Origin of the sequence: Devosia sp. 1566 (assembly GCF_004005995.1) — a bacterium.
In the GTDB taxonomy this organism is placed as follows: domain Bacteria; phylum Pseudomonadota; class Alphaproteobacteria; order Rhizobiales; family Devosiaceae; genus Devosia.
The window spans coordinates 550,667-571,394 of record NZ_CP034767.1 but is presented as its reverse complement, the minus strand read 5'-3'; the positions used below and the strand labels follow the sequence as shown (position 1 = coordinate 571,394).

Genomic DNA, 20,728 nt, shown 5'->3' with positions numbered 1-20,728 from the left:
ATCTGGCCTACCAGAAGCACCGACCCAGCACAGCACCGGACTTATACTTACATCGCGCCAATATTAGCGCGCAGCTCACCCGCAGGTCTAAGATCCAGATCATGCTCCAGTGCCGCAATTGCTTGCCCGATGCGCTGCACGCCCTCGGGAACCTGCAGTATGCGCACCTTGCCAGCGCTGGCGAGGGCAGCAGCGCGCCCGAAAAAGGCCGCCATGCTGGGGCCAAACCCTGCTTCGCCAAAGCGCGCCATGTAAGCGTAGCGCAGCAGCGCCGCGAGCCCTTCGCCGGGCTCCACCATTGTCACCCCCGCCGTGTCACCGCGCCCGAGCACATAAAGGCGGCTGAGCGGCGCTGCTTCGGCCGAGAATCCTGTCGCAAGGCCATATTGCGACTTGGCAATCGCCGGGTGCAGCTGGCCCTGCTCGCGCAAGGGTAGCGGCGCCAGGCCTGCAACGGCTTTATCCCAAAGCTTGAGTTGGCCGTAGGCTGGCAGGATTTCGATCCGGTTGCCGCCGGTAAAGGCCAGCGCCACCACATCATCGGAAAGCAGCGCATAGCCGGCGGCGACCAGGGCTGCGGCGGTGGTCGACTTGCCGGCGCCCTTGTCGCCCAGCAAGGCAATGCCGTGCCCACCGAGCGTGGCGGCGCTGGCATGCAGCACCAGCAGGCCGCGCCGATGCAGCAGCGTTGCCATCACCGAACCCAAAAGCGGCAATGCCACCAGGGCATCGCTTACCCCCGCATTGGGATCGACCTCGATCAGGTCGGCCCTGCGGATGCGAAACGCACCGACCGTTTCCCAAGCCAGGTACTGCATTGCCGGCCCGAACTCGGCCACCACACCCGGCTCGCGACGCCGCGGATGATCTATCGCGGTCCGGCTGATCGTGAGGTCGACCCTGCCGACCGGCGCAGCGGGCAGCTGCGGCATCTCGATCTCGGACAACACCGTCAGTCCAAACAGGCGATAGCGAAAGCCCGGCTCGAGAGCAGATCCGCTCATGAGGTAGCCGCCCGGTTCTGCAGCCAAAGCGACAGGAACAATGCGCGCCACAGCCCGAAAAGCTCACCAGCGTCGAGCCGGAGCGGGTCGGCACGGAGCCGCGCAATAGCCGACCGCACTTGGTCCATGTTCAGGAACAGGCTAACCCCGAAGCTGTCGCCGTCCAACGCGTCGAGCTCCCCTCCATGATGCTTGACGAGGCCAAGCCGCAGTTCGGAGCTGAAATCGGTCTTGTCACGCCGCCACTGCACCTGCGGCGGCAGGATGTCCTGCATGGCGCGGCGCAGCACGCTGCGCGACCACCCATCGCGCAGGATTTCGCTCGGTGGCAGGCTCAGCGCGTAGCACACCAGGCGGCGGTCAAAGAAGGGAAAGCGCAGTTCCACCCCGGCAAGCGTGGCGGCGCGATCCAGCGCCTCAAAACTTTGCCCCACCGCAGGCGACGACACGTTCCAGCGGTGCAGGCTGTCCTCATCCGCATGGGCGGTCCGCAGCGCCTGCCGCCACTCGGCATAGCGATCGGCAAGGCAGATGCGCTTCGCCAAGTCGGCCGCGACAAAGGCGGTGGGCCCCACGGCACCGGTCTCGGGCGGCCGCAATGCCGACCAAAGCCTCTGCGCCCTCCCCGCCAGCCGGCGCCCCGGCCCATAAGCCGCAAAATAGCGCAGGAACACGCGACTGGGACTATCGTTGAACGTCGCCGCAACGCCACGCAACTCACCATAGAGTGCACCCCACCGACCCGCCTGCGCCAGTTCCGCCAGCCGGCCATAACCATGGGAGATCACCTCGTCGCCACCATGGCCGTCCAGCAGCACGGTGGCGCCCAGTTCCTTTGCGGTTTTGAACAAGCGCAGCATCTTGCCCGTGCCTGGGGCAAACAGCAGATCCGCATCACGAAGCGCCAGTCGGGAAACCCCCTGCAAGGGTGCCAGATCGTCGAAGGGAACAAAACTCGGCTGGAGCGGATAAGCGGCGAGCACGGCATCGACGTAGCGGCGCTCGCTGAGCTCGGGCGTGGCGGGATAGTCGAACGACAGGGTGCGCAGGCTCACGCCCGGGCGCAGGCGTGCCGCAGTCGCCACGACCGAAGATGAATCGAGGCCGCCGCTCAACATGGCCCCCATCGCCGGCGCGCCGCGCAGCCGAGCCCGGACGGCTTGCTGCAACAGGTCGCGGACGGCTTCAGGAGGTGAAAGACCTGCGTCGGGAGCTGCCTGCGCTCTCCAATAGCGCCGCGTCACCAGTTCGCCGTCCTTGAGCTGCAGCCAATGGCCGGGCAGCAGGCGCCGGACCTGGCTCAAGGCGGTGGCGGCGGGATCATCCACAAAACCGGCAATGAAGCTGGCGACGCGATGCTCGTTGACCCCGTCGTCGTCGCAGATCAGGGCTCCAGGATCGGAACCGAAGGAAAACCCGGCGCCACTTTGCGCGTAAAACAGCGGCTTCACACCCCATTGGTCTCGCGCACAGAACAGGGTCTGTGACCCCTTGTCCCAAAGGGCGAAGGCGAAATCCCCGAGCAAGCGGCTGCAGCAATCGGGCCCCCAGTGGCGATAAGCCAGGATCACCAGCGCAAGATCGCTGGCGCCGCGCTCATCGGCACCGAGCAGGTCGGCAAGTTCCGCCCGGTTGTCGAGCCGGATATCGGCAAGCCCGACGATCCCCGCCTCGGGCGCCGCCAAGTTGCTTTCAACAAAGCCCGTGCTGTGGCGATGTGCGTGCCTGAGATAAACCCGGCCCCCGCTCCAACTCCCCTGCCCGTCGGGCCCGCGCATATGCAAGGCTCGGCTTTGGCGATCCAGCCACTCGGGACGTGCCACCCGGCTATGCTTGGCCAGCAGGAGGCCCGCAATGCCGCTCATTTTCTGCCAGCGCCGAATTGTGCGATTGGAGCGAAAGCGGCGACTTGTTGCCGCGAACCCCCGAGCTGCACCTGCCCGGCGACGCTTACCCAGGCATGGGCGGCAAATTCGCCCCGCTCGTTGTGCCGGACGCCGATCTTGAGTTCGGAAGGAACGCCGCGCCGGTGCAGCAGGATCTGGTAGGCCAGCCCCTGGGTCAGGCAACTGGCTCCGGGAACAAGTCGCGCCGCGTTGCGAACGACCCGGGCGATGCGTGGCACATCCGCCCTCGCCGCCGACTCTTGCCGATCAGGGCCGAGAAACTTGTGCTGCAGCTGTTGCAACGAGGAAAAGCTGAGACCAAGGCGAACCTGGAGCAACAGGATGATGGCCTCCGCCAGCAGACGGTAGTCCGCGGCGCGCAACCGTCTCAATCGGAACAGCAGTGATCTAGCGAACATCCACAAGCTTGGCTGCAATCAGGTCATCCAACATCAGATCGACATCCCCGGCACAGCTCGCCGCATCGACGTCGTATTCGGCCTGCACCGCCTGGATCAGTTCAGCCTTGCTTTGCGGCGCCTGCAACCGGCGCCACAGCAGCGCTCCCACGCCGTTGAGCGTGAAATATTCGTTGGCTCTCAGATCCAGCAGCGCAAGGCCGTCGCCCAGTGCCGTGGTCAGCACAGCATCGCCGTTAACGGCACGGAAGGTCAGGGTGCCGCTGGGGGCCTGGTTCAGCTCTTGGGTCAAACCCCGCTCCTGCCAAGGGCAATGTTCGCTGCCGAATGCGACGACCCAGCAGCGAATACGCGTTTACGAGAAGGTAAGGTCGCCAAAGGGGGTGCCTGTGGGAAAAGTCGCGTCCAGTGCGCTACCCGTAGATGCACCCTTGGTTACGGCTTCAATAGAACCGTGGCGGACCAGCCGCGGCGCAGTATAAGTGAGTTTCGTCATGTCAATCTCCAGCCAGAACAGTTGAACCTTGTGCGCTTGCTGCAACACAACTGATCCTGCTCATTTGGGTCACAACAAGTCAACGCGTCATTAACTACTAGGTAGAGACACGTATACGGAAGATTGGCGCTGATTCGAGTTCTCTCGCGGGCAAACAACAGCTATCTACTTGCTGTCAGCTATCCAGCGGGGCCCGCCAATTCGCGCCGAGCTACAAACCGTGGTCCACGCGCTGCGCCAGCACTTTGCCCCTGGCGCACCAGATGGTCCCGCGCCCGGTTATGCCGGCGATTGCAGCGGAGTCTTGCGCATCGCCATCGCCAACAAGATCCTGCTTTACATCAGCGAGCCGCTGCGCCACCGATTGAGCCCGAGCGAGCGGGCCGCCGTTGCCGCCTACAAGTTCAGGACCTTCCAGATCAACTCGACGCTGCTACGCGAAAGCCTAGCGGTTTTTGCCACGCTCGAAGCCGTTCAGACTCCGTTCATCTACATGAAGGGGCCGCTGCAGCAGCGCCTGGTTCACGGTGATTTTTTCACCCGCCCGGTTGCGGATATCGACGTGCTGCTCCCCCGCCGCCATCATCGCGCCGCAGCCAAGTCATTGGAAGCATTAAACTATAGATCAGCTTCCACCTCGCTCTGGTGGCGCCTGTTCCTTGGCGAAGAGCATCTGGTCAAGACCGGAGCCTTTCCCACTACCATCGACCTGCACTACCGCCTCCAACAACCCGGCTCCCCCGCCCCTCGACGCGCCAGTCAATATCTTGAAATGATTGATGAAATCGAGTTCTCAGGAACGCAGCTCCCCTGCCTTTCCCGGCACAACATTCCTCTGATCTCAGCCATCAGCATCGCCAAGGGGCTTTACAACCGCGAAGCCACCGCCGCTCATGTATGCGATCTTTTCGTGCTGTTGCAGGGCGATCTAGCGGCCCCTGCCCGGTTCCTCGCCACGGCCGCCGACCAGGGTCTGGGCGGCACGGCGCTCCTAGCGCTACGCGCCGTAACGGCGCTTTTTGCCAAGGATAATCAACCACTTGACCGAGGACCACCCGTCCTGGCGAACATCTCCGACGAAACGCTGACCCGCATGATCCTTACCCCGGATGACCCTGAGCTGGTCTGGCCCATGCGACGGGACGTGCTGTGGGAGCTGTGCCTCGGTCAGCGGACGCAATACGCCAAGGAGGTGGCCCGGGCCCTCGCATCGGAAGCGGCATTGCGCCTGTTTGAAGGTCGGCGTCTGCCGGAGCAGAACTAACGCTTTGGCAGCATTGGCCAAAGCGGCCTACGCTTTACCCCGCGCTGGCTCACGGTAATAGTTCTTGAAGGTGCTGAGATACCGTTCCGACCCATCTGGCGCACTGAAGCTGGGTAGATCTGCAAAGTTGACCTTGTTGAGCAGCGCGCCCTGAATATGGGCGGCCAGCACCGAGTCCTTCTCGAGCAACGAACGCACCAGTCGGCGCGGGGTCTTACCCCACTGCACCACCAGCAGGAAGGCATCGGTCCAGGGCAGGACGACGTTGGCGTCAACCACCGGCGCCAAGGGCGGCAGGTCGATGACTACATAATCAAACTCCTTGCGGAGCTCACCAATCAACTGCAGCATGGATGGTGAGCCCAGGAACTCCCGGTTCTTCGCGTTGGCACCGGCGCCCCCTGCCGGAAGCACTGAGAGACCGGTTGCGTCCTCAATGCAAATCAGGCTGCGCCAGTCCGCGCCTTCAGCGATCTGGAGCAAGCCTGGACGTACCCCGGGCGCGAGGAGCCTACTTGCGCCCTGATGCCGAAGATCGGCATCCAGCAGCACGACCCGCGAGCCTCCGGCAGAGAGCATTTCGGCAAAGGCTATCGCGACAGTGGTCTTGCCTTCGCCCGGGAGCGCCGAAACGATGCCGACGACCTGATTGTTGTTCGGGGCTGCCGCATCCAGCGCCAGCTTGCCCGAACGCAGAGTTTCGGCAAAGGCGGAAGTGGGTGCGGACGGCTTCTGGCGGAGGATCAATTGGTGAGCGGCGCGGTAAACAGAGGCCTCCTTGAAAATCGTGCCCGTCTGGCCCTCACCTGCCTTGCTGCGCCGCCCACGTAGACAGGGCAGATAGCCAACAAACCGTAGCCCAAGTTCGCTGGTGATTTGTTCGCCGATGCGGAAGGAGCGGTCTCGGATTTCGCGCAGAAAGGCGAGCAGCGCGCCGATGAACAGGCCCCCCATGGTCGCGCCGATCAGCGAGAACAGCAAGTTAGGACTGGAGGCAGCCAGTGGCATTTCGGCAGGGCTGATGATGCGGGCCGTCGGAATCGGAAATGACTGGCGCTGCAGAAGTTCTTCGTAGCGGGACAGGAAAGAATTATACAAGAGATTGAGGGCTTCGGCGCGTTGCTGCAATTCGTTGAGTTGCACGCGGTCCTGGTTGGACTGCGAAGCCAGCGCGCTTTCCGCCGCCAGATTGTTACGCAGTTCCGCCTCGCGTCGTTCGGCAACCGCGACCTGGTCACGATAATAGTCGAGCCTGTCACGCAGCCGATTGAAAATCTCATTCCTCACGGAACGGAGCTCAGTCTCGAGGGCAGCGATCTGGGGATGATCGAGTCCGAAATTGCTGGTGATCTCGGCGATCCGGGCCGTGATAGTGTTCTGGCGGCTGAGCAGCTCTGCGACATTGCCAGCATCAAGGCTGCCGTCGGATAGCACTCGCGACTGCCCGGCCAGCCCTTCAGGACCACCCGCCAGAGTTACTTGCAGTTGCTCTGCCTGTGCCCGCATTTGCGCCGTATTGGCTTGGGCCAAGACCAGTTGCTGGGTTAGCGTTTCGGAGCGCTGGGTGACGAGATTGTCGCTATCGGCAAGAGAAAGGTCGGCGCTCCGACGAAACTCCTCGACGGCACGGCTGGCTTCTTGCTGGCTGACGCTCAGCTCGGTCAAGCGTTGCTGCAGCCAGTCCGCCGCGGTCCGTGATGCATCGAGATTGGTGTTGAGCTGGTCCTGCACGAAAGCGTCGGCGTAAGCAGAGGCAATCCGATGGGCAAGCTCCGGGTCTGGCGAACGATAGCCCAGGCTGATCACATAGCTGCGGCCGACCCGCTCTACGAGAACGTTTCGGCGCAGCAGGCCGGCGACCATGTCGTCGGGGAGTTCGGTCAGGCGCTCCGGCTCCACTGGCGGCCGGTTCAGCAGCATTCCGACGAGATCGCCGATCATGCCGCGCACGCGGCCGGTAAATGAAGGCGGCGGGTTGAGGAAGGTCTGGTCCGAACCGAAGTTTTCGCCACGCGCGACTTCGCCCGCAAGCCTGGTGGATCGCAGGACCTCAAGTTGATTGAGGATGTCAGTCTCGCCACCCGCCAGCGAGGATGTGCTCTCTTCGTCATTGATCACGGCGCCTACCCGGGGGTCGATCATGATCTGGCTGACCGAAACATAGCTGCGCGGCGCGAGCATGAGGTAACCAACGCCAAAGCAGGCGCCAAGCAGTGCTGCGGCGAGCACAACTGGCATTTGGCGGCGGAGCGCCATCAGGATCTTGCCAATATCGATGAAGCGAATATCGGATGAGAGCTCATCGTCGAGCTCAGGGCGCCGCACGGTATTGACCAGTTCGAGATTGCGGTGGCGGGCGGAGCCGGCAGACCAATGGCTGCTGGATTGGGTGTCCTTCAATATGGCCGGCTCCTGCATCTGCAACCTTCAGCAGGACTGTTGTAACGCCAATGATGAACGCGGTCTTTGACGGCAGAGTTGTGAAGACTACTTAGGCGAGGCTCACGCCGAAGGCCTGCGGTTCAGGCAACTGCCAAACTGAACTGCAGGCGGGCGAGGTCGGCGTATGGCCCATCGCGGCCCATCAGTTCGTCATGCGAGCCCTGGTCGACGATCCGGCCACGGCTGATCACCAGGATGGTATCGGCTGTGCGGATAGTGGCAAGGCGGTGAGCGATCACGAGGGTCGTGCGCCCACTGCGCAGCCGGGAAATGGCCGTCTGCACCAGCCGCTCACTGTTGGAGTCGAGGGCGCTGGTGGCTTCGTCGAGCAGCAGGATCGGCGCGTTTTTCAGCACGGCGCGGGCAATGGCCAGGCGCTGGCGCTGCCCGCCTGATAAGGTCACGCCACGCTCGCCAACTGGCGTGTCATAGCCCAGCGGCATCGCGGTGATGAATTCGTGCGCCAGCGCCATCTCGCAAGCAGCAACCACCGCATCCCGGCTGGCCTGCGTGTCGCCGAAGCGGACATTGTCCTCGACGGTGCCGGAGAAGATGGTGGGCTCTTGCTCCACCACCGCAATTCGGCGGCGCAACTGATGCAGATCCGCCCGCCGCACATCCACGCCGTCGACGAGAATCGCGCCGCTCTCGACGTCATAAAATCGCTGCAGAAGCGAAAAGATGGTGGACTTGCCCGCGCCGGAGGATCCCACCAGGGCGATGGTCTGGCCGCTCTTGGCCTCAAAGCTCAGGCGGTCAAGCACAGGTTCCGGATCGTCTGGCTGGTAGCGAAAAGTGACGTTGCGGAACGCGATGACTCCCGTGCCGTCTGCGGGCAAGGCCTCGGGCGCAGCGGGGGTGGCGATTGTTGCGGGGGTGCTCAGGATTTCCACCACGCGCTCGGTTGAACCGGCGACCACATGGAGCGACCCGGCCACCTCCGATAGGGTGGCGAGCGCCCCTGCCCCCATCCAGGCATAAAGCAGAAATTGAGTCAGTTCTCCTGTGCTGGCCAGCCCATGGAAGACCGCCTGGGCGCCCCACCAGATCACGAAGATCATCGCGGTACTCGACAGCAGCATCAGCAGCGACATCATTACCGCGCGCGACTTGAGCCGTCCGATTTCGGAGCGAAAACTGCCCTCCCCGATTGCCTGATAACGGCCAACCTCCTCACGCTCGCGGGTAAAGGATTTCACCGTGCGCATGGCACTCAGCACTTCGGTGGAGCGGGCCGCAAGATCAGCTAGCGCGTCCTGGCTGCGCCGAGACATGCTGCGCAAGCGGCGCGCCATGAGCAGCAGCGGCAGCATGATGAACGGCGCCGCCATGACCACGGCGACTGTGAGGAACACATTCGTAGTCAGCATGAACAGGAACGCCCCGGCCATGGTGACCAGAGCCCGCAGCGCGGTTGACGCTGTGGCGGTGATTGCGGCTTTGATGGTCGACACATCGCCATTAAGGCGAGATGCGAGATCACCCACGCGGTGGCGATCGAAGAAGGCGGGATCGAGGCTCAGGAGATGGGTGAACACGGACAAACGGATATCGGCGACGATGCGCTCGCCGATATAGGCTATGTGATAAAAGCGAATGCCATTGGCAAGGGCGGCGGCGGCCCCGAATAGTCCGATGATCCAGGCATGATGGCCCACCGTACCCAGGTCCCTTGCCACAAAGCCGGTGTCGATCATACGCCCGAAAAACAGGGGGATGAACAAGGACGCCGACGTCGACAACACCAAGAAGGTGAGGGTCAAGCAAAGCCGAACCGGGTAGCGCAGAAGATATGGCAACAGGTGACGCAGTGGCTCTAGCCGTGCCACGGCCGCCTTGCCGCCTCCTCCCCTTGCACCTTGCACCTTGCACCCACCAGCTTTTAAACATGGATCCGAGCCGATCTCTTGCTGAGCCACGGGACGGCCTGGCGCATTGAGATGCGCGGCGTGGGAGAGGGTCAAGCCGGGGCAACTACTGCCTGCTGGAGACGGAGCGCGCCTCAAGCACGAGCGTGGCGTTCACCTTGCTTTAACCCTGCTTAGCCAGTCTGCCCGGACAGCATCTTGCAAGGAGCAAACTATGCACACTCAGATCAAGGACCGCGCTTACGCACTTTGGGAAGCGGCCGGCCGCCCAGAGGGTCAGGACCAGCGGTTCTGGTTTGCCGCAGCCGAGGAATTGGCGGGAGCAGCCATGTCGGCACCGAAAGCCAAGTCACCAGCGGTAAAAAAGACGGGCACGGCCAAGCCGCGGGCGAAAAAGGCGGCTTGAGGCTTGAGGCCGGCGATTGAATGCCGGCCGCCGTTTCTAACTCCGGTAGGGCGGCACCCCGTAATACTCGTAGAGCCGCAAGCCGTTGTCGGCGCTCCAATAAGCGTCATCGTCGCGGTCGTAGCGGGGCGCCCCTTCCAGTTGCTCGCGCGTGATATCCACCCGGTAGCCGCCTAGGGCTTCATCATACTCGAGCTTGGACCAAGGCAGCGGGTAATGCTCGTCGCCGATCCCGAGGAAGCCGCCGAACTTTAGTACGGCATAGCTGACCTTGCCGCTGCGCTTTTCCAGCATGAGCCGCTCGATCGAGCCAATATGCTCGCCGGATCGGTCGAACACCTTGGTGCCCTCGACCTTGTCTGAACCGATCAGGTCGTGCGTTTCCTTGACATAGACGTCCTGCCCGGAAGCTTGTTCATAAGCCATTACCCTGCTCCCTTGTTGCCGCTGGCAGGTACAACGTCTCCTGCATTGCCCCGTTCCGAGGGGCAAGGATGGAGGAACCGGTGCCGCTTCCCCGCATTGCTTCTTGCAGACGAGGGCGCACTCGCCCGGGATCAAGGGAGAAAAGCTATGGCGACTGTTCCCAACAAGCCGACGCGCACCGTGGCCGAAGTAGACACGCTGATTGATGAAAATGGCTCGCCCATCGTGGTGCCCGAGGACTCGGCGCTGAAAGTCGCGGCGGGGGACGAAGCGAGCGTCGGCGCTACTGGGCCCACCAATTGGTGGCTTTATGGGCTGATCGGGCTTGCAGTGGTGATTGCGATGCTGCTGCTGATGCAGTTGTTTAATGGGGCGCCTGGGACCGACGTGCAGCCGGGCTCGCCAGTGTCCGAACCGGTGGTGGAACCAGTGGCGCCAACGCCATAGAATGGGGCAAGCGCGGCTGGCCGCGCTCGCCGCCCGATCAGATCAGCGATTTATCGGCGAAATCTGGATCTCTACGCGACGGTTCTGGGCGCGGCCGGATTCGGCGGCGTTGGAGGCGATCGGGCTGGTTTCTCCCTTGCCTTCAATGAAGAAGCGCCGCTGGTCGATGCCCTGATTGGCCAGGATGGTAGCAACCGCTACGGCACGGCGCTGCGACAGGCTTAGATTGTAGTTGTCGTCACCCTGCGAGTCCGTGTGGCCATAGACGTCGACGATGGTCTGGTCGAACTTCTTGAGCACCAGCGCGACAGAAACCAGGGTCTGGTTGAACTGGGGCTGCACGCTCGCCTGGTCGGTGGCGAAGGTGATGTTGGAAGGCATGTTGAGGATGATCTGCTGGCCAACGCGGGTCACCGACACGCCAGTGCCCTGCAATTGGGCGCGCAGTTCGGCTTCCTGGTCGTCCATGTAATCGCCAATGGCAGCGCCGGCGAGACCGCCCACGCCGGCGCCGATCAGGGCGCCCACGCGTGGGTCCCCGCCCACGGCAGCGCCGACAAGAGCGCCGGTGATGGCGCCACCGCCCGTGCCCAGAAGGGCGCCGCCGGCGGTGTTGGAGAGCTGGGATTCGCCAGTATATGGATTGATGCTGGAGCAGGCGCTGAGCGCCAGGGCGGCAAGGCCGGCAACGAGTAGCTTGGACTTCATCGAGTCACCCCTGATGGATTTGGCCGTCGGTGCGCCCTGATTATGTCATCATGGTGAACGGGTAATGAACGAAAGCTGTCAGGTGTTGGCCCAGCCGCCATCGACGAGGAATTGTTGCGCCGAGATCATGGCGCTGTCCTCGCTGGCGAGAAACAAAACCATGCGAGCGATGTCTTCGGGATACACCCGGCCGGCAAGGGCCTGGCTGGCATCGATCAGTTGTTCAGCCGCTGGGTCGATCCAGTGGGTGAGCTGGCGCTCGGTCATCACCCAGCCGGGCACAACGGTGTTGACGCGAATGCCGGACTTGCCCAGTTCGCGCGCCATGGCGCGGGTAAGGCCATGGGTGGCGGCCTTGGCGGTTTCATAAACAGGGATGCTGGGTGACATGATCATCCAGCTGATCGAGCCGGTGTTGATGATCGAGCCGCGACCGGCCGCCTGCATGCCGGGGGCGACGGCCTGGATGGCAAAGAAGCTGTGCTTGAGATTGACCCCCATGCGATCGTCCCAGTATTGCGGGGTCACTTCGCTCCAGTTGTGACGCTGATCGTGGGCGGCATTGTTGACCAGCACCAGGGCATCCCCATGGGCTTCGGCAAAGCCCGCAATGGCGGCCTGGTAGGCGGCGGTATCGGTGACATCGCAAGGGGTGAAGCGCACCTGATGGCCGGCGGCCACGAGTTCGGCAGCAAGGCTGTCGCCGACGGTTTGTGCAATATCGACAAAGCCGACTTTGGCGCCTTGGGCGGCAAAACTGCGCACGAGGCATTCGCCGATGCCCGAGGCACCGCCAGAGATCACGACGGGAGTGCCGGCTAGGCTTGGATAACGGCTATATTCAGTCAAGGCTGGTATGGCTTTCTGCAGGAATTGGGGCCGGGTGAATTGAGCGGACCTCGGTGGTCTCGAGAAGCGTCACGATATCATCAACCCGGTCGATATAGCGCTGCTCCATGGCGAAGTTCAGCGTGATATATTGGCGATTGGGCACAAAGGTGCAGAGATTGGCGCTCGGGTGGAACGAGCCGACATAAACGGGCTCCACCAGATCACGAGTCATGTTGCCATACATGCGGTGCGGCGGCACCAAGGTCAGCACCACGTCGGTGGTGCGGCTGAAGCGAAAGAACTTGTCGCCATAAAGAAAGGGCAGCAGGCGAGAAATGCGCCGATGCAGCGCGAACATGCCCATCAGGATGAATTGGTAGGTCGTTGTATCGCGCGCTTCGATTTCACTCAGGGTCGCATCGATCCCACGGACATAGTCGATGAAATCAGGTTTTACGGCAAAGCCGGCCATGAGGGCGCGGACGCGGAACTGGTCGTCATCGACCTCGCTGCGTTCGGAGTTGTCCAGCATGGTATAGGCGGCGGTGATGACCTTGGCCTCGGGACCCTTTTCGGCGACATTGAGGGCCTGGGTGATCAGCCCGAACATCAACGCGCGCTGGCGCACGCCGATGCGGTTGGCAAGGGCGCGGATGCGGCTACGGGTGATAGCCAATGAGCGGAACTGGATGTTCTTGACCGGCACATCGCTCTTGTTGGCGTAATAAAGCTGCAGCGTGGCACCCATCACCGAACCCACGGCCAGACCCATCCGGCGCTTGAAGGGCAGCTTCTGCTTGGGCTTGGCCGCTTCGGGGGTACGGGCAATGGATTGGGAACGCGTCAACAGGGACGAATCATGTCCTTCCAGCAGCGCATGGCTCGATCGCACCAGGACCATGGAAGCATGGCCCTGCCCATCAGGGCCCCCGCGCAACGTGGCAGCATAAACGCGAAACAGCGGCAGGTCCTGCCGCTCGAAAATATCGAGCCCCTTGCCCAGCCATTTATCGGGATAACCCTCGAAGCTGTCGACCTCGATCACCGAAGTAATGGCGTCCAACAGGTGCTGGGGAAAAGGCTGTCCGGGCAAGGCACCCTTGAAGCCATGGGTCAGCTGGGGTGCCAGAGACACCATTTCGGCAACAAAGTTGGCCAGGCTTTCCTTGGTGAACGCCGTTTTCGAGTAGGCCGTGAAATAAACAGTGTTCTTGGAGTTGTATAAGAACCACTGGAAATTGGTGAACAGCGCCTGCGGATCCTTGCGCACCGCGGCCGCTGCCCAATCGAGCATTGCCGGGCCTTTGCCGGCGGCGCTCGTTTCTGGAAAGTCGCTCACCCCTGTTCCCCCCAATACCCGTTCGGGTGCTGTTGCTGTTGTTGTAAACGCTCGCAAGGCAGGCTTCAACTGCACTGCTGTTGCGCAGTTAACCCCCGATAAGTTGTCGGGATTATTGGGGGACCAAGCTCATATTTGGTCAAGCAAAGTGCGCTGGTGCATTGGCAGATGGACCGCGCTTAGTTTAGAATAGGTCTTATCTTGGCACCCGGACTCGTGGCGTTGGAACGAGTTAGCGGTCGGGTGCGCGTCGAATTGGCTCATACCCATGGTCGCGGCGTGCTCCTAAATCTATCGGGCAGCAGCGGATCGGCCTGCCGGCATCAATGCAGAAGGACAGTGGGATGGACTATCGCGGAATCTTCGAAGATGCGGTGGACTCGTTGCGAGCGGAAAAGCGCTACCGAGTGTTTGCCGATCTGGAGCGGATTGCCGGACGCTTTCCCAAGGCGATCTTTCGCGATGAAGCCGACAATGCGCGTGAAATCACCATCTGGTGCTCCAATGACTATCTGGGCATGGGCCAGCATGAGGCCGTGATCGGCGCCATGCAGGAAACTGCGGGTCGGCTCGGGGTCGGCGCCGGCGGCACGCGCAATATTTCGGGCACCAACCGGCCGCTGGTCGAGCTTGAGCGTTCGCTCGCCGACCTGCACCGCAAGGAAGGCGCGCTGGTCTTTACCTCGGGCTTTGTGTCCAACGAAGCAGCGATCTCCACCATTGCCCGGCTCCTGCCCGATTGCGTGATCTTTTCGGACCAGCTCAACCATGCCTCGATGATCCAGGGCGTGCGCCAGTCGGGGATGCAAAAGCACATCTTCCGGCACAATGATGTGGCGCATCTGCGCGAATTGCTGGCCGCGACCGACCGCAAGCGCCCCAAGCTCATTTGCTTTGAGTCGGTTTATTCGATGGATGGCGACATCGCGCCGATCGAGGCGATCTGCGATCTGGCCGAGGAATTCGGCGCGCTGACCTATATCGATGAAGTGCATGCCGTCGGCATGTATGGCGCGCGCGGCGGCGGCATTGCCGAGCGCGACGGGCTGATGGACCGGATCGACATCATCGAGGGCACCCTGGCCAAGGGCTTTGGCGTGATGGGCGGCTATATCGCCGCCAACAAGTCGATCATCGATGCGGTGCGCTCCTATGCACCCGAATTCATCTTCACCACCGCCCTGCCCCCGGCCCTTTGCGCCGCAGCGCGGGCATCCATCGAGCACCTCAAGGCATCCCAGACCGAGCGCGCCATGCAGCAGCGCCAGGCGCGGCTGCTCAAGGCAATGCTCAGCGATGCGGGCCTGCCGGTGATGGAAACCGAAACCCATATCGTGCCGGTGATGGTGGGCGATGCACGCCAGTGCAAGGCGGCCAGCGACATGCTGCTCGACAAACATAATATCTATATCCAGCCCATCAACTACCCCACCGTCCCCAAAGGGACCGAGCGGCTGCGGATCACCCCGACCCCGCTCCATACCGACGAGATGATCTTTGCACTGCGCCACGCGCTGGTCAGCGTCTGGACAAGCCTCGAGCTACCGCGCGAGCCGGCCGATGCCGCCATCACGGCGAGCAAGCTAACCTCGGGCAATCTAACGCTGCCGACCAGCGGCGGCTAAGGGGCCCAAGCGTATCCAGGCAATCTTTGATAACGTGCCCCGGCGACCGCGCCGGGGCATTGTCGTTTAAAGCCGACTACAAGGCGGGTCCTTGTGACAGCCGGCAGCGCTCCCCAAGTGAGGGGGCCTCGAGCTGGAGCACCCATCATGAAAATCGGCATTATCGGCATTGGCCATATCGGCAGCACGCTGGCGCGCAAGCTTGCCCAAAATGGCCACGAGGTTCGGGTGGCAAACTCAAAAGGTGCGGACGCGGTGAAGGCATTCGCCGACGAGATTGGCGCCATTGCCGCCGATGCAGCTGGGGCTGTTGCCGACGCTGAGGTGGTGATCCTTTCGGTCCCCTTTCCGGCCGTAACCAAGCTTGCCGCAGAGATTGCGGGCGTGCCTGCCTCGGTGCCGGTGATCGACACCGGCAACTACTATCCTGACATGCGTGACCCTCACATTGCGGCGATCGACAACGGCATGACGGAAAGCGTTTGGGTTTCCCAACAGCTTGGGCGGCCGGTGATCAAGGCGTTCAACAACATCCTGGCGGATTCATTGAAAGATCTGGGTCGGCCACGGGGGGCACCCGACAGGCTGGCGATAGCCGTGGCCGGCGACGACGATGCCCAAAAGCGCATCGCCATGAGCATTGTGGACGAAGTGGGCTTTGATCCGGTCGATGCCGGCTCACTTGACGATAGCTGGCGGCAGCAGCCGTCCACCCCTGCTTATTGCTGTGACTGGAATGCAGAAGAGACCATCCGCGCATTGGCGGCCGCCAAACAGGGTGCCGCAACGGCCAAGCGCGACCGGCTGCCGGAACAATTTGCCAAGCTGGGCGCCAACCCCACCCATGCGCAAGTCATTGCGGCCAACCGGGAGGCCAACGCTCCATGATCAGGGCCGCAACGAAGGCCTGGTCCCCATTGTGGCAAAGGCTGATGGCGCTGGTGCCCTCACGAATAAGCCAGGACCGGAACCCCGGCTCTCCATTGCTGTTGACCCCGCAACAGCAGAAATGGAGAACGATATGCGTTTGCCCATCGCCCTTGTTGCAGCATTGATCGCAGCGGCTCCTGCCTCGGCCCAGGAAGCTGGCACCACAACAGCGCTGGAAATCAACCCGCAGTCTTATACCGGCCTTTGGTACGAGATTGCGCGCACGCCCACGCCCTACCAGGAGGACTGCGAGGGTGGCGTGACGGCCACCTATAGTCTGCTTGATGAAACCAGCGTCGAGGTAATCAACCGCTGCGATCGTGCTTCAGGCGATGAGCAGGGCGTGGTTGGTACGGCTGAAGTGGTCAATGGCAACTTCAACACGTTCTCGGTGGAGTTTGGCGAAGATAGCGGCGCTCCAGGCGTCAACTATGTCGTGGCGGCAGTTGGCGAGGAAGACGGCGGGCAATATCCCTGGGCGGCGGTTTATTCGCCAGAGGGCAATACCGGCTGGATCCTGGCGCGCGAGCCCGAATTGAGTGCGAAAGAGCGCAAGGAAGCTGAGGAAGCCTTAAGCGAGGTCGGCGTGGACCTGGCGCAGCTTTCGGATACCGCTCAGCCCCCCCAAAGCTATGATCCGGCAGCCGAATAAGTTCGCCCCCGGGGCATTGAAAACCCGCATCGGTGGTGGGTTCGCTCACCATGGCCCGGCGGGGGACCGGATGTCCCACGAGGCGGACTGTGGTCCCCTCCACGCCCCGGGGCTGGAGCGGGATGTCACGCTCCGGCTTAAGCAAAATCGCTAGCTCAGCTCGTGAGCACGATGCGCATGAGGTCGGCCGTGTTGCGGGCGCCCAGCTTTTCCATCACCCGGGCGCGATGCACTTCGATGGTGCGCGGCGAAATTCCGAGCTGGCGGCCGGCTTCCTTGTTGGAGCGGCCATTGGAAATCAGCTGCAGCACTTCGCGCTCGCGCGGCGTCAGCTGGGAAAAGCCGCGCACTTCCACCGGGCGGCCCGACTGCTGGCCGCCGCCAAGATGAGCTTCGTGGCGCATGGCCGCCCGCACGGCACTAAGCAGATAATCGCTGTTGATGGGCTTGGTGACCACATCGGAGGCGCCAAGCTTCATTGCCGTGACAATGGCATCGACCTGCGAGGTTTGGGCGAGCATGAACACCGGCGTGCTGTGGCGTGCCGCCTTGATGCGCTGCAGCAAGCCCAGGCCGCTTTGGTCGCCGAGTTCGAAATTGAGCACCACGGCATCAGGACGCCGACGCTCCATGGCGGCGGCGAAATGGGCGGCGTCCAGCGAGAAAGTTGTTTGAAAACCTTCCAGCCGGAACAGCACGCTTAGTGCTTCGCACACGGCCGGGTCGGCATCAACAATATGGATCAGTCGGTCACGGTTCAAAAAGGAATGGTAATAAGGGTGTTCGCTCATCCTGCCTCGTCCTTGATAGGCTGCGTCGCACGATCGATGCTCTCCGACCTGAGGGCGACTTAATCTTAGCCTGAACTTTGGCCTTGACTGAAGATGCTGCTCGGTCATCACCCGGGTAATTTGAACTAAGTGTAGATGCAGTCCGATAAGGGGAACACGTAGGAGGAACTACCTAGGCCAATATAGGTATATCGGCCTAGATCAGGTCAAGTCAATGGTTTTTATTCCTATTTTCCCGTCGGCTGGACCGGGCTTTGCCGCAGCGCGTCCCGGATTTCGGTGAGCAGAACTTCTTGCCGGGTCGGCTCGGCCGGGCCGGGGTCGGTAGCCTCCTCCCGCTTGAGGCGGTTGATCACCTTGACCACGAGAAACAGCGCGAAAGCGATGATGAGGAACTTGACCACGGCATTGATGAACAGGCCGATATTGAGGGTTGCAACTCCAGCGGCGCGGGCAGCTTCAATTGAGGGAACAGGAACGCCGTCGGGATTGGAAAGAACAATAAACAAATTGGAGAAATCGATGCCGCCGACCAACAATCCTATAATCGGCATAAAGATGTCGTCAACTATAGACGAGACAATAGCCCCGAAAGCGGCGCCGATGATCACACCGACGGCGAGATCGATCATATTACCCCGCATGGCGAAGTCGCGAAATTCCTTGAGCATTTGAGTATCCTCTTGGCTGATCGAGCGCATCATTCATCCTCCAAGCAGCCGGGCAAAGCAATGGGCCAAGAGTTGAGCTTGCGAGGCAGACCGCGGAGGTCGATAGTCCAGCCGGTCACCAGGATTTTCAGATGCAATCGAGCCTTTTCACCGCTGAAGCGAGCCTCAGACAGGCGCTGGATTTCGTGCCCCAGGGCATTGCGGTGTTCAACAATGCGTTGCGGCTGGTGTTTTCCAACCAGCGCTACAGCACGCTTTTGATGCTGCCAGAAGAGCTGATGCGGCCCGGCACGCCATTGTTCGACCTTGCGATCTGGCAGGGTGATCGGGGGGATTTCGGGCCGGGGGACGCCGCGCGCCTTGCCATCGAGCGCATCAATGCGTTGACGGCAGCACCCACGACGGTGAGCCAGCGCACCGGGATCGGTGGGCAAATGCTGGAATTCCAGTCGAGCCGGCTGCCCGATGGAGGCCTCGTGATCAGCGTGGCCGATGTGACGGCGCGCGAGGACACCGAAGGTTCGCTCGAGCGCATGAACCAGTCGCTGGAAGCCCGGGTGGAGGAGCGCACGGCGGCGCTGACGCGGGTCAATGCCGAACTCGAAATTGCCCGCGCCAAAGCGGATGCGGCAAATCACGACAAGACGCGGTTCCTGGCCGCCGCGAGCCACGATCTGTTGCAGCCGCTCAATGCGGCGCGGCTTTATACCGCCACGCTGATGGAGCGCGCCAAGCTGACTGGCCTGGCCGATCTCGCCAACTCGATCGAGGCATCGCTGACAGCGGTGGAAGACATCATGGGGGCGCTGCTCGATATTTCACGGATCGATAGCGGCGTGCTGCGGCCAGCGCCCATGCCGGTGAACGGCAATGATCTGCTCAAGCGGCTCGAGGTCGAGTTCGGGCCGATGGCGCGGGAGCGCTCGATTTCGCTGCGTATCCTGCCCACCAAGAGCGCGGTGCTGGTGGATCGCACGCTGGTGGGGCGCATTGTGCAGAACCTCGTTTCCAACGCGATCAAATATACCCCGCCGGGCGGCAAGGTGCTGGTGGGGTTGCGGCGGCGGGGGCAAAGAATGCGGCTCGATGTGGTGGATACCGGGATCGGCTTTGCCCGGGATCAACACCGGCTGGTGTTTGCCGAGTTCTCGCGGCTGGAACGCGGCGCACGCATGGCGCAGGGGTTGGGGCTGGGATTATCAATCGTGCAGAGGCTGGTGGCGGCCATGGGCTTGACGCTGGAGTTGGATAGTCAGATCGGGCGAGGCTCGCGGTTTTCGCTGTTTTTGCCCACCGCAAGGGCAGTGACGCCGGCCAAGGGCAATGACCTAGCGCCGGCGGAACCCGCCTTTGGCGTGCTCAACCTCAAAGTGCTATGCGTCGACAATGAGCGCTCGATCCTTGAGGCAATGGAGGGCCTGCTCACCCATTGGGGCTGCGATGTGCGCTCGGCCTTGTCGCTCAAGCAGATCGACCGGGAGCGGCTGCTGGAAGGCTGGTACCCCGACCTGGTGCTGATGGATTACCATCTGGACCAGACTTCGGGGCTCGATGCCATCGAGTGGCTGCGCCACAATCTGGGCGGGCACCTGCCGGCGGCGCTGGTAACTGCCGACCGGAGCCCGGCAGTGCGCACGCTGGCCGAGGAGCGCGGGGTGGCCGTCGTTACCAAGCCGGTCAAGCCCGCGGCCTTGCGGGCGGCGATCACGGGGCTGGCCAGCCAGACCGGCCGGCCGGTCAAACGCACCGGCTGAGCGCTGCTTAGGCCTTTTCTGCGCCGGTGGCGAACAAGGCTTCGAACTGGCCGTCCTCGATCCGCGAAGCGGCGATCACCGCCTGGGTGCGGCTGTCCACGTCCAGCTTTTGCAGGATGGCCGAAACGTGGGCCTTCACCGTGGCTTCGGAAATGGAGAGTTCATAGGCGATCTGCTTGTTCATCAGCCCGTCGCTGAGCATCATCAACACGCGCACCTGCTGGGGTGTGAGGGTCGCGAGGCGCCGCATCAGGGCGGAGTTGGCGTCCTCCACTCCAAGGCTTACCCCTTCCGGCACGAACACTTCGCCCGACAACACGGTTTCGATGGCGCGGCGGATTTCCGTGGGGCCTACCGATTTGTGCAGATAGCCCGCGGCCCCCAGCTCAAAGGCGCGGCGCACGACCACCGCGTCTTCCACGGCGGAAATGATCATCACGGGAATTTCGGGATATTGCGCCCGCAAGAGCAGCAGGCCGGAAAAACCGCGAACACCGGGCATGTTGAGGTCAAGAAGCACGAGGTCGCAATCCCGATCGGCATCGAGCGCGGCGCTGAGGCTGGCAAGGTCACCCGCTTCCTCGACGCTGACCGTGGCATCTCCCCCGGACAGCGTCTGCCGCAATGCGGCGCGAAACAGCGGGTGGTCATCAACGATGATGATGCGGCGGCGCGTCATGAATGGTGGTCCTCCTGGAGCTTGCCGACAAGCACTCACCGGCACTTAGCCGCACCAGAGCTCGCCAGCATCGGCAAAATGCAACAATGC

19 protein-coding genes and 1 pseudogene are annotated in these 20,728 nt (G+C 62.4%); 7 read left to right on the top strand and 13 right to left on the bottom strand.

The annotated features are described in order from the left end of the window. Positions 1–47: 47 nt before the first annotated feature. The 4 genes from ELX51_RS02745 to ELX51_RS02730 are packed head-to-tail and all read right to left on the bottom strand — an operon-like array spanning position 48 to position 3,601. Positions 48–1,004: a serine kinase gene (locus ELX51_RS02745; protein ID WP_127752072.1), complete on the bottom strand. Its 957-nt coding sequence runs from the start codon at positions 1,002–1,004 to the stop codon at positions 48–50. Continuing rightward, positions 1,001–2,869: an asparagine synthase-related protein gene (locus tag ELX51_RS02740; protein WP_127752071.1), complete on the bottom strand. Its 1,869-nt coding sequence runs from the start codon at positions 2,867–2,869 to the stop codon at positions 1,001–1,003. Before ELX51_RS02740 ends, ELX51_RS02745 begins: the two co-directional genes overlap by 4 nt. Next, positions 2,866–3,282, bottom strand: coding sequence for a lasso peptide biosynthesis B2 protein (locus ELX51_RS02735; protein ID WP_164854725.1), 417 nt, complete (start codon positions 3,280–3,282; stop codon positions 2,866–2,868). Before ELX51_RS02735 ends, ELX51_RS02740 begins: the two co-directional genes overlap by 4 nt. Positions 3,283–3,298: 16 nt before the next feature. Beyond that, positions 3,299–3,601: a PqqD family protein gene (locus tag ELX51_RS02730; RefSeq protein ID WP_164854724.1), complete on the bottom strand. Its 303-nt coding sequence runs from the start codon at positions 3,599–3,601 to the stop codon at positions 3,299–3,301. A gap of 373 nt (positions 3,602–3,974) precedes the next feature. Here ELX51_RS02730 and ELX51_RS02720 point away from each other — a divergent pair, with 373 nt between their 5' ends. After that, complete coding sequence (locus ELX51_RS02720; RefSeq protein ID WP_164854723.1) at positions 3,975–5,069, top strand: nucleotidyltransferase family protein; 1,095 nt, start codon at positions 3,975–3,977, stop codon at positions 5,067–5,069. Positions 5,070–5,096: 27 nt separating this feature from the next. On the opposite strand, the gene ELX51_RS02715 is transcribed toward ELX51_RS02720, so the two are convergent. Both ELX51_RS02715 and ELX51_RS02710 read right to left on the bottom strand, forming a co-directional pair. After that, on the bottom strand, positions 5,097–7,469 hold the full coding sequence (locus ELX51_RS02715; protein ID WP_164854722.1) for a Wzz/FepE/Etk N-terminal domain-containing protein: 2,373 nt from the start codon (positions 7,467–7,469) through the stop codon (positions 5,097–5,099). A gap of 122 nt (positions 7,470–7,591) precedes the next feature. Next, on the bottom strand, positions 7,592–9,274 hold the full coding sequence (locus tag ELX51_RS02710; protein ID WP_248305229.1) for an ABC transporter transmembrane domain-containing protein: 1,683 nt from the start codon (positions 9,272–9,274) through the stop codon (positions 7,592–7,594). A gap of 319 nt (positions 9,275–9,593) precedes the next feature. On the opposite strand from ELX51_RS02710, the pseudogene ELX51_RS20235 reads away from it, so the two are divergent. Continuing rightward, positions 9,594–9,701 (top strand): annotated as a pseudogene (locus ELX51_RS20235) (DUF2934 domain-containing protein); the annotation flags it as partial. Positions 9,702–9,821: 120 nt separating this feature from the next. Here ELX51_RS20235 and ELX51_RS02700 read toward each other — a convergent pair. Next, positions 9,822–10,211, bottom strand: a complete 390-nt coding sequence (locus ELX51_RS02700; RefSeq protein WP_127752064.1) for a PRC-barrel domain-containing protein — start codon at positions 10,209–10,211, stop codon at positions 9,822–9,824. A 147-nt stretch (positions 10,212–10,358) separates the two neighbouring features. On the opposite strand from ELX51_RS02700, the gene ELX51_RS02695 reads away from it, so the two are divergent. Continuing rightward, positions 10,359–10,658 (top strand): hypothetical protein, encoded by a 300-nt coding sequence (locus tag ELX51_RS02695; RefSeq protein ID WP_127752063.1) that lies wholly within the window; start codon positions 10,359–10,361, stop codon positions 10,656–10,658. Between the two features lie 42 nt (positions 10,659–10,700). On the opposite strand, the gene ELX51_RS02690 is transcribed toward ELX51_RS02695, so the two are convergent. The 3 genes from ELX51_RS02690 to ELX51_RS02680 all read right to left on the bottom strand — a co-directional run bounded on the left by ELX51_RS02690 (position 10,701) and on the right by ELX51_RS02680 (position 13,536). Beyond that, positions 10,701–11,366, bottom strand: coding sequence for an OmpA family protein (locus tag ELX51_RS02690; RefSeq protein ID WP_127752062.1), 666 nt, complete (start codon positions 11,364–11,366; stop codon positions 10,701–10,703). 78 nt (positions 11,367–11,444) lie between these two features. Beyond that, positions 11,445–12,215 carry an SDR family oxidoreductase gene (locus ELX51_RS02685; protein WP_127752061.1) on the bottom strand — a complete coding sequence of 257 codons (771 nt, stop codon included), beginning with the start codon at positions 12,213–12,215 and terminating at the stop codon, positions 11,445–11,447. After that, positions 12,208–13,536, bottom strand: coding sequence for a hypothetical protein (locus ELX51_RS02680; RefSeq protein WP_127752060.1), 1,329 nt, complete (start codon positions 13,534–13,536; stop codon positions 12,208–12,210). Before ELX51_RS02680 ends, ELX51_RS02685 begins: the two co-directional genes overlap by 8 nt. Before the next feature lie 344 nt (positions 13,537–13,880). Here ELX51_RS02680 and hemA point away from each other — a divergent pair, with 344 nt between their 5' ends. The 3 genes from hemA to ELX51_RS02665 all read left to right on the top strand — a co-directional run bounded on the left by hemA (position 13,881) and on the right by ELX51_RS02665 (position 16,743). Further along, positions 13,881–15,161 carry a 5-aminolevulinate synthase gene (gene hemA / locus ELX51_RS02675; protein ID WP_127752059.1) on the top strand — a complete coding sequence of 427 codons (1,281 nt, stop codon included), beginning with the start codon at positions 13,881–13,883 and terminating at the stop codon, positions 15,159–15,161. A gap of 117 nt (positions 15,162–15,278) precedes the next feature. Next, positions 15,279–16,049, top strand: a complete 771-nt coding sequence (locus ELX51_RS02670; protein WP_282567571.1) for an NAD(P)-binding domain-containing protein — start codon at positions 15,279–15,281, stop codon at positions 16,047–16,049. A 133-nt stretch (positions 16,050–16,182) separates the two neighbouring features. Continuing rightward, entirely contained in the window at positions 16,183–16,743 is a 561-nt protein-coding gene (locus ELX51_RS02665; protein ID WP_164854721.1) for a lipocalin family protein, read from the top strand. 155 nt (positions 16,744–16,898) lie between these two features. On the opposite strand, the gene ELX51_RS02660 is transcribed toward ELX51_RS02665, so the two are convergent. Together ELX51_RS02660 and mscL are read right to left on the bottom strand one after the other, a co-directional pair. Next, complete coding sequence (locus ELX51_RS02660) at positions 16,899–17,534, bottom strand: LuxR C-terminal-related transcriptional regulator (protein ID WP_127752056.1); 636 nt, start codon at positions 17,532–17,534, stop codon at positions 16,899–16,901. Between the two features lie 227 nt (positions 17,535–17,761). Beyond that, positions 17,762–18,205 (bottom strand): large conductance mechanosensitive channel protein MscL, encoded by a 444-nt coding sequence (gene mscL, locus ELX51_RS02655; RefSeq protein WP_127755153.1) that lies wholly within the window; start codon positions 18,203–18,205, stop codon positions 17,762–17,764. A 131-nt stretch (positions 18,206–18,336) separates the two neighbouring features. Here mscL and ELX51_RS02650 point away from each other — a divergent pair, with 131 nt between their 5' ends. Further along, positions 18,337–19,959 (top strand): PAS-domain containing protein, encoded by a 1,623-nt coding sequence (locus tag ELX51_RS02650; protein ID WP_127752055.1) that lies wholly within the window; start codon positions 18,337–18,339, stop codon positions 19,957–19,959. A 7-nt stretch (positions 19,960–19,966) separates the two neighbouring features. On the opposite strand, the gene ELX51_RS02645 is transcribed toward ELX51_RS02650, so the two are convergent. Then, on the bottom strand, positions 19,967–20,638 hold the full coding sequence (locus tag ELX51_RS02645; protein ID WP_127752054.1) for a response regulator transcription factor: 672 nt from the start codon (positions 20,636–20,638) through the stop codon (positions 19,967–19,969). Positions 20,639–20,728 lie beyond the last annotated feature (90 nt).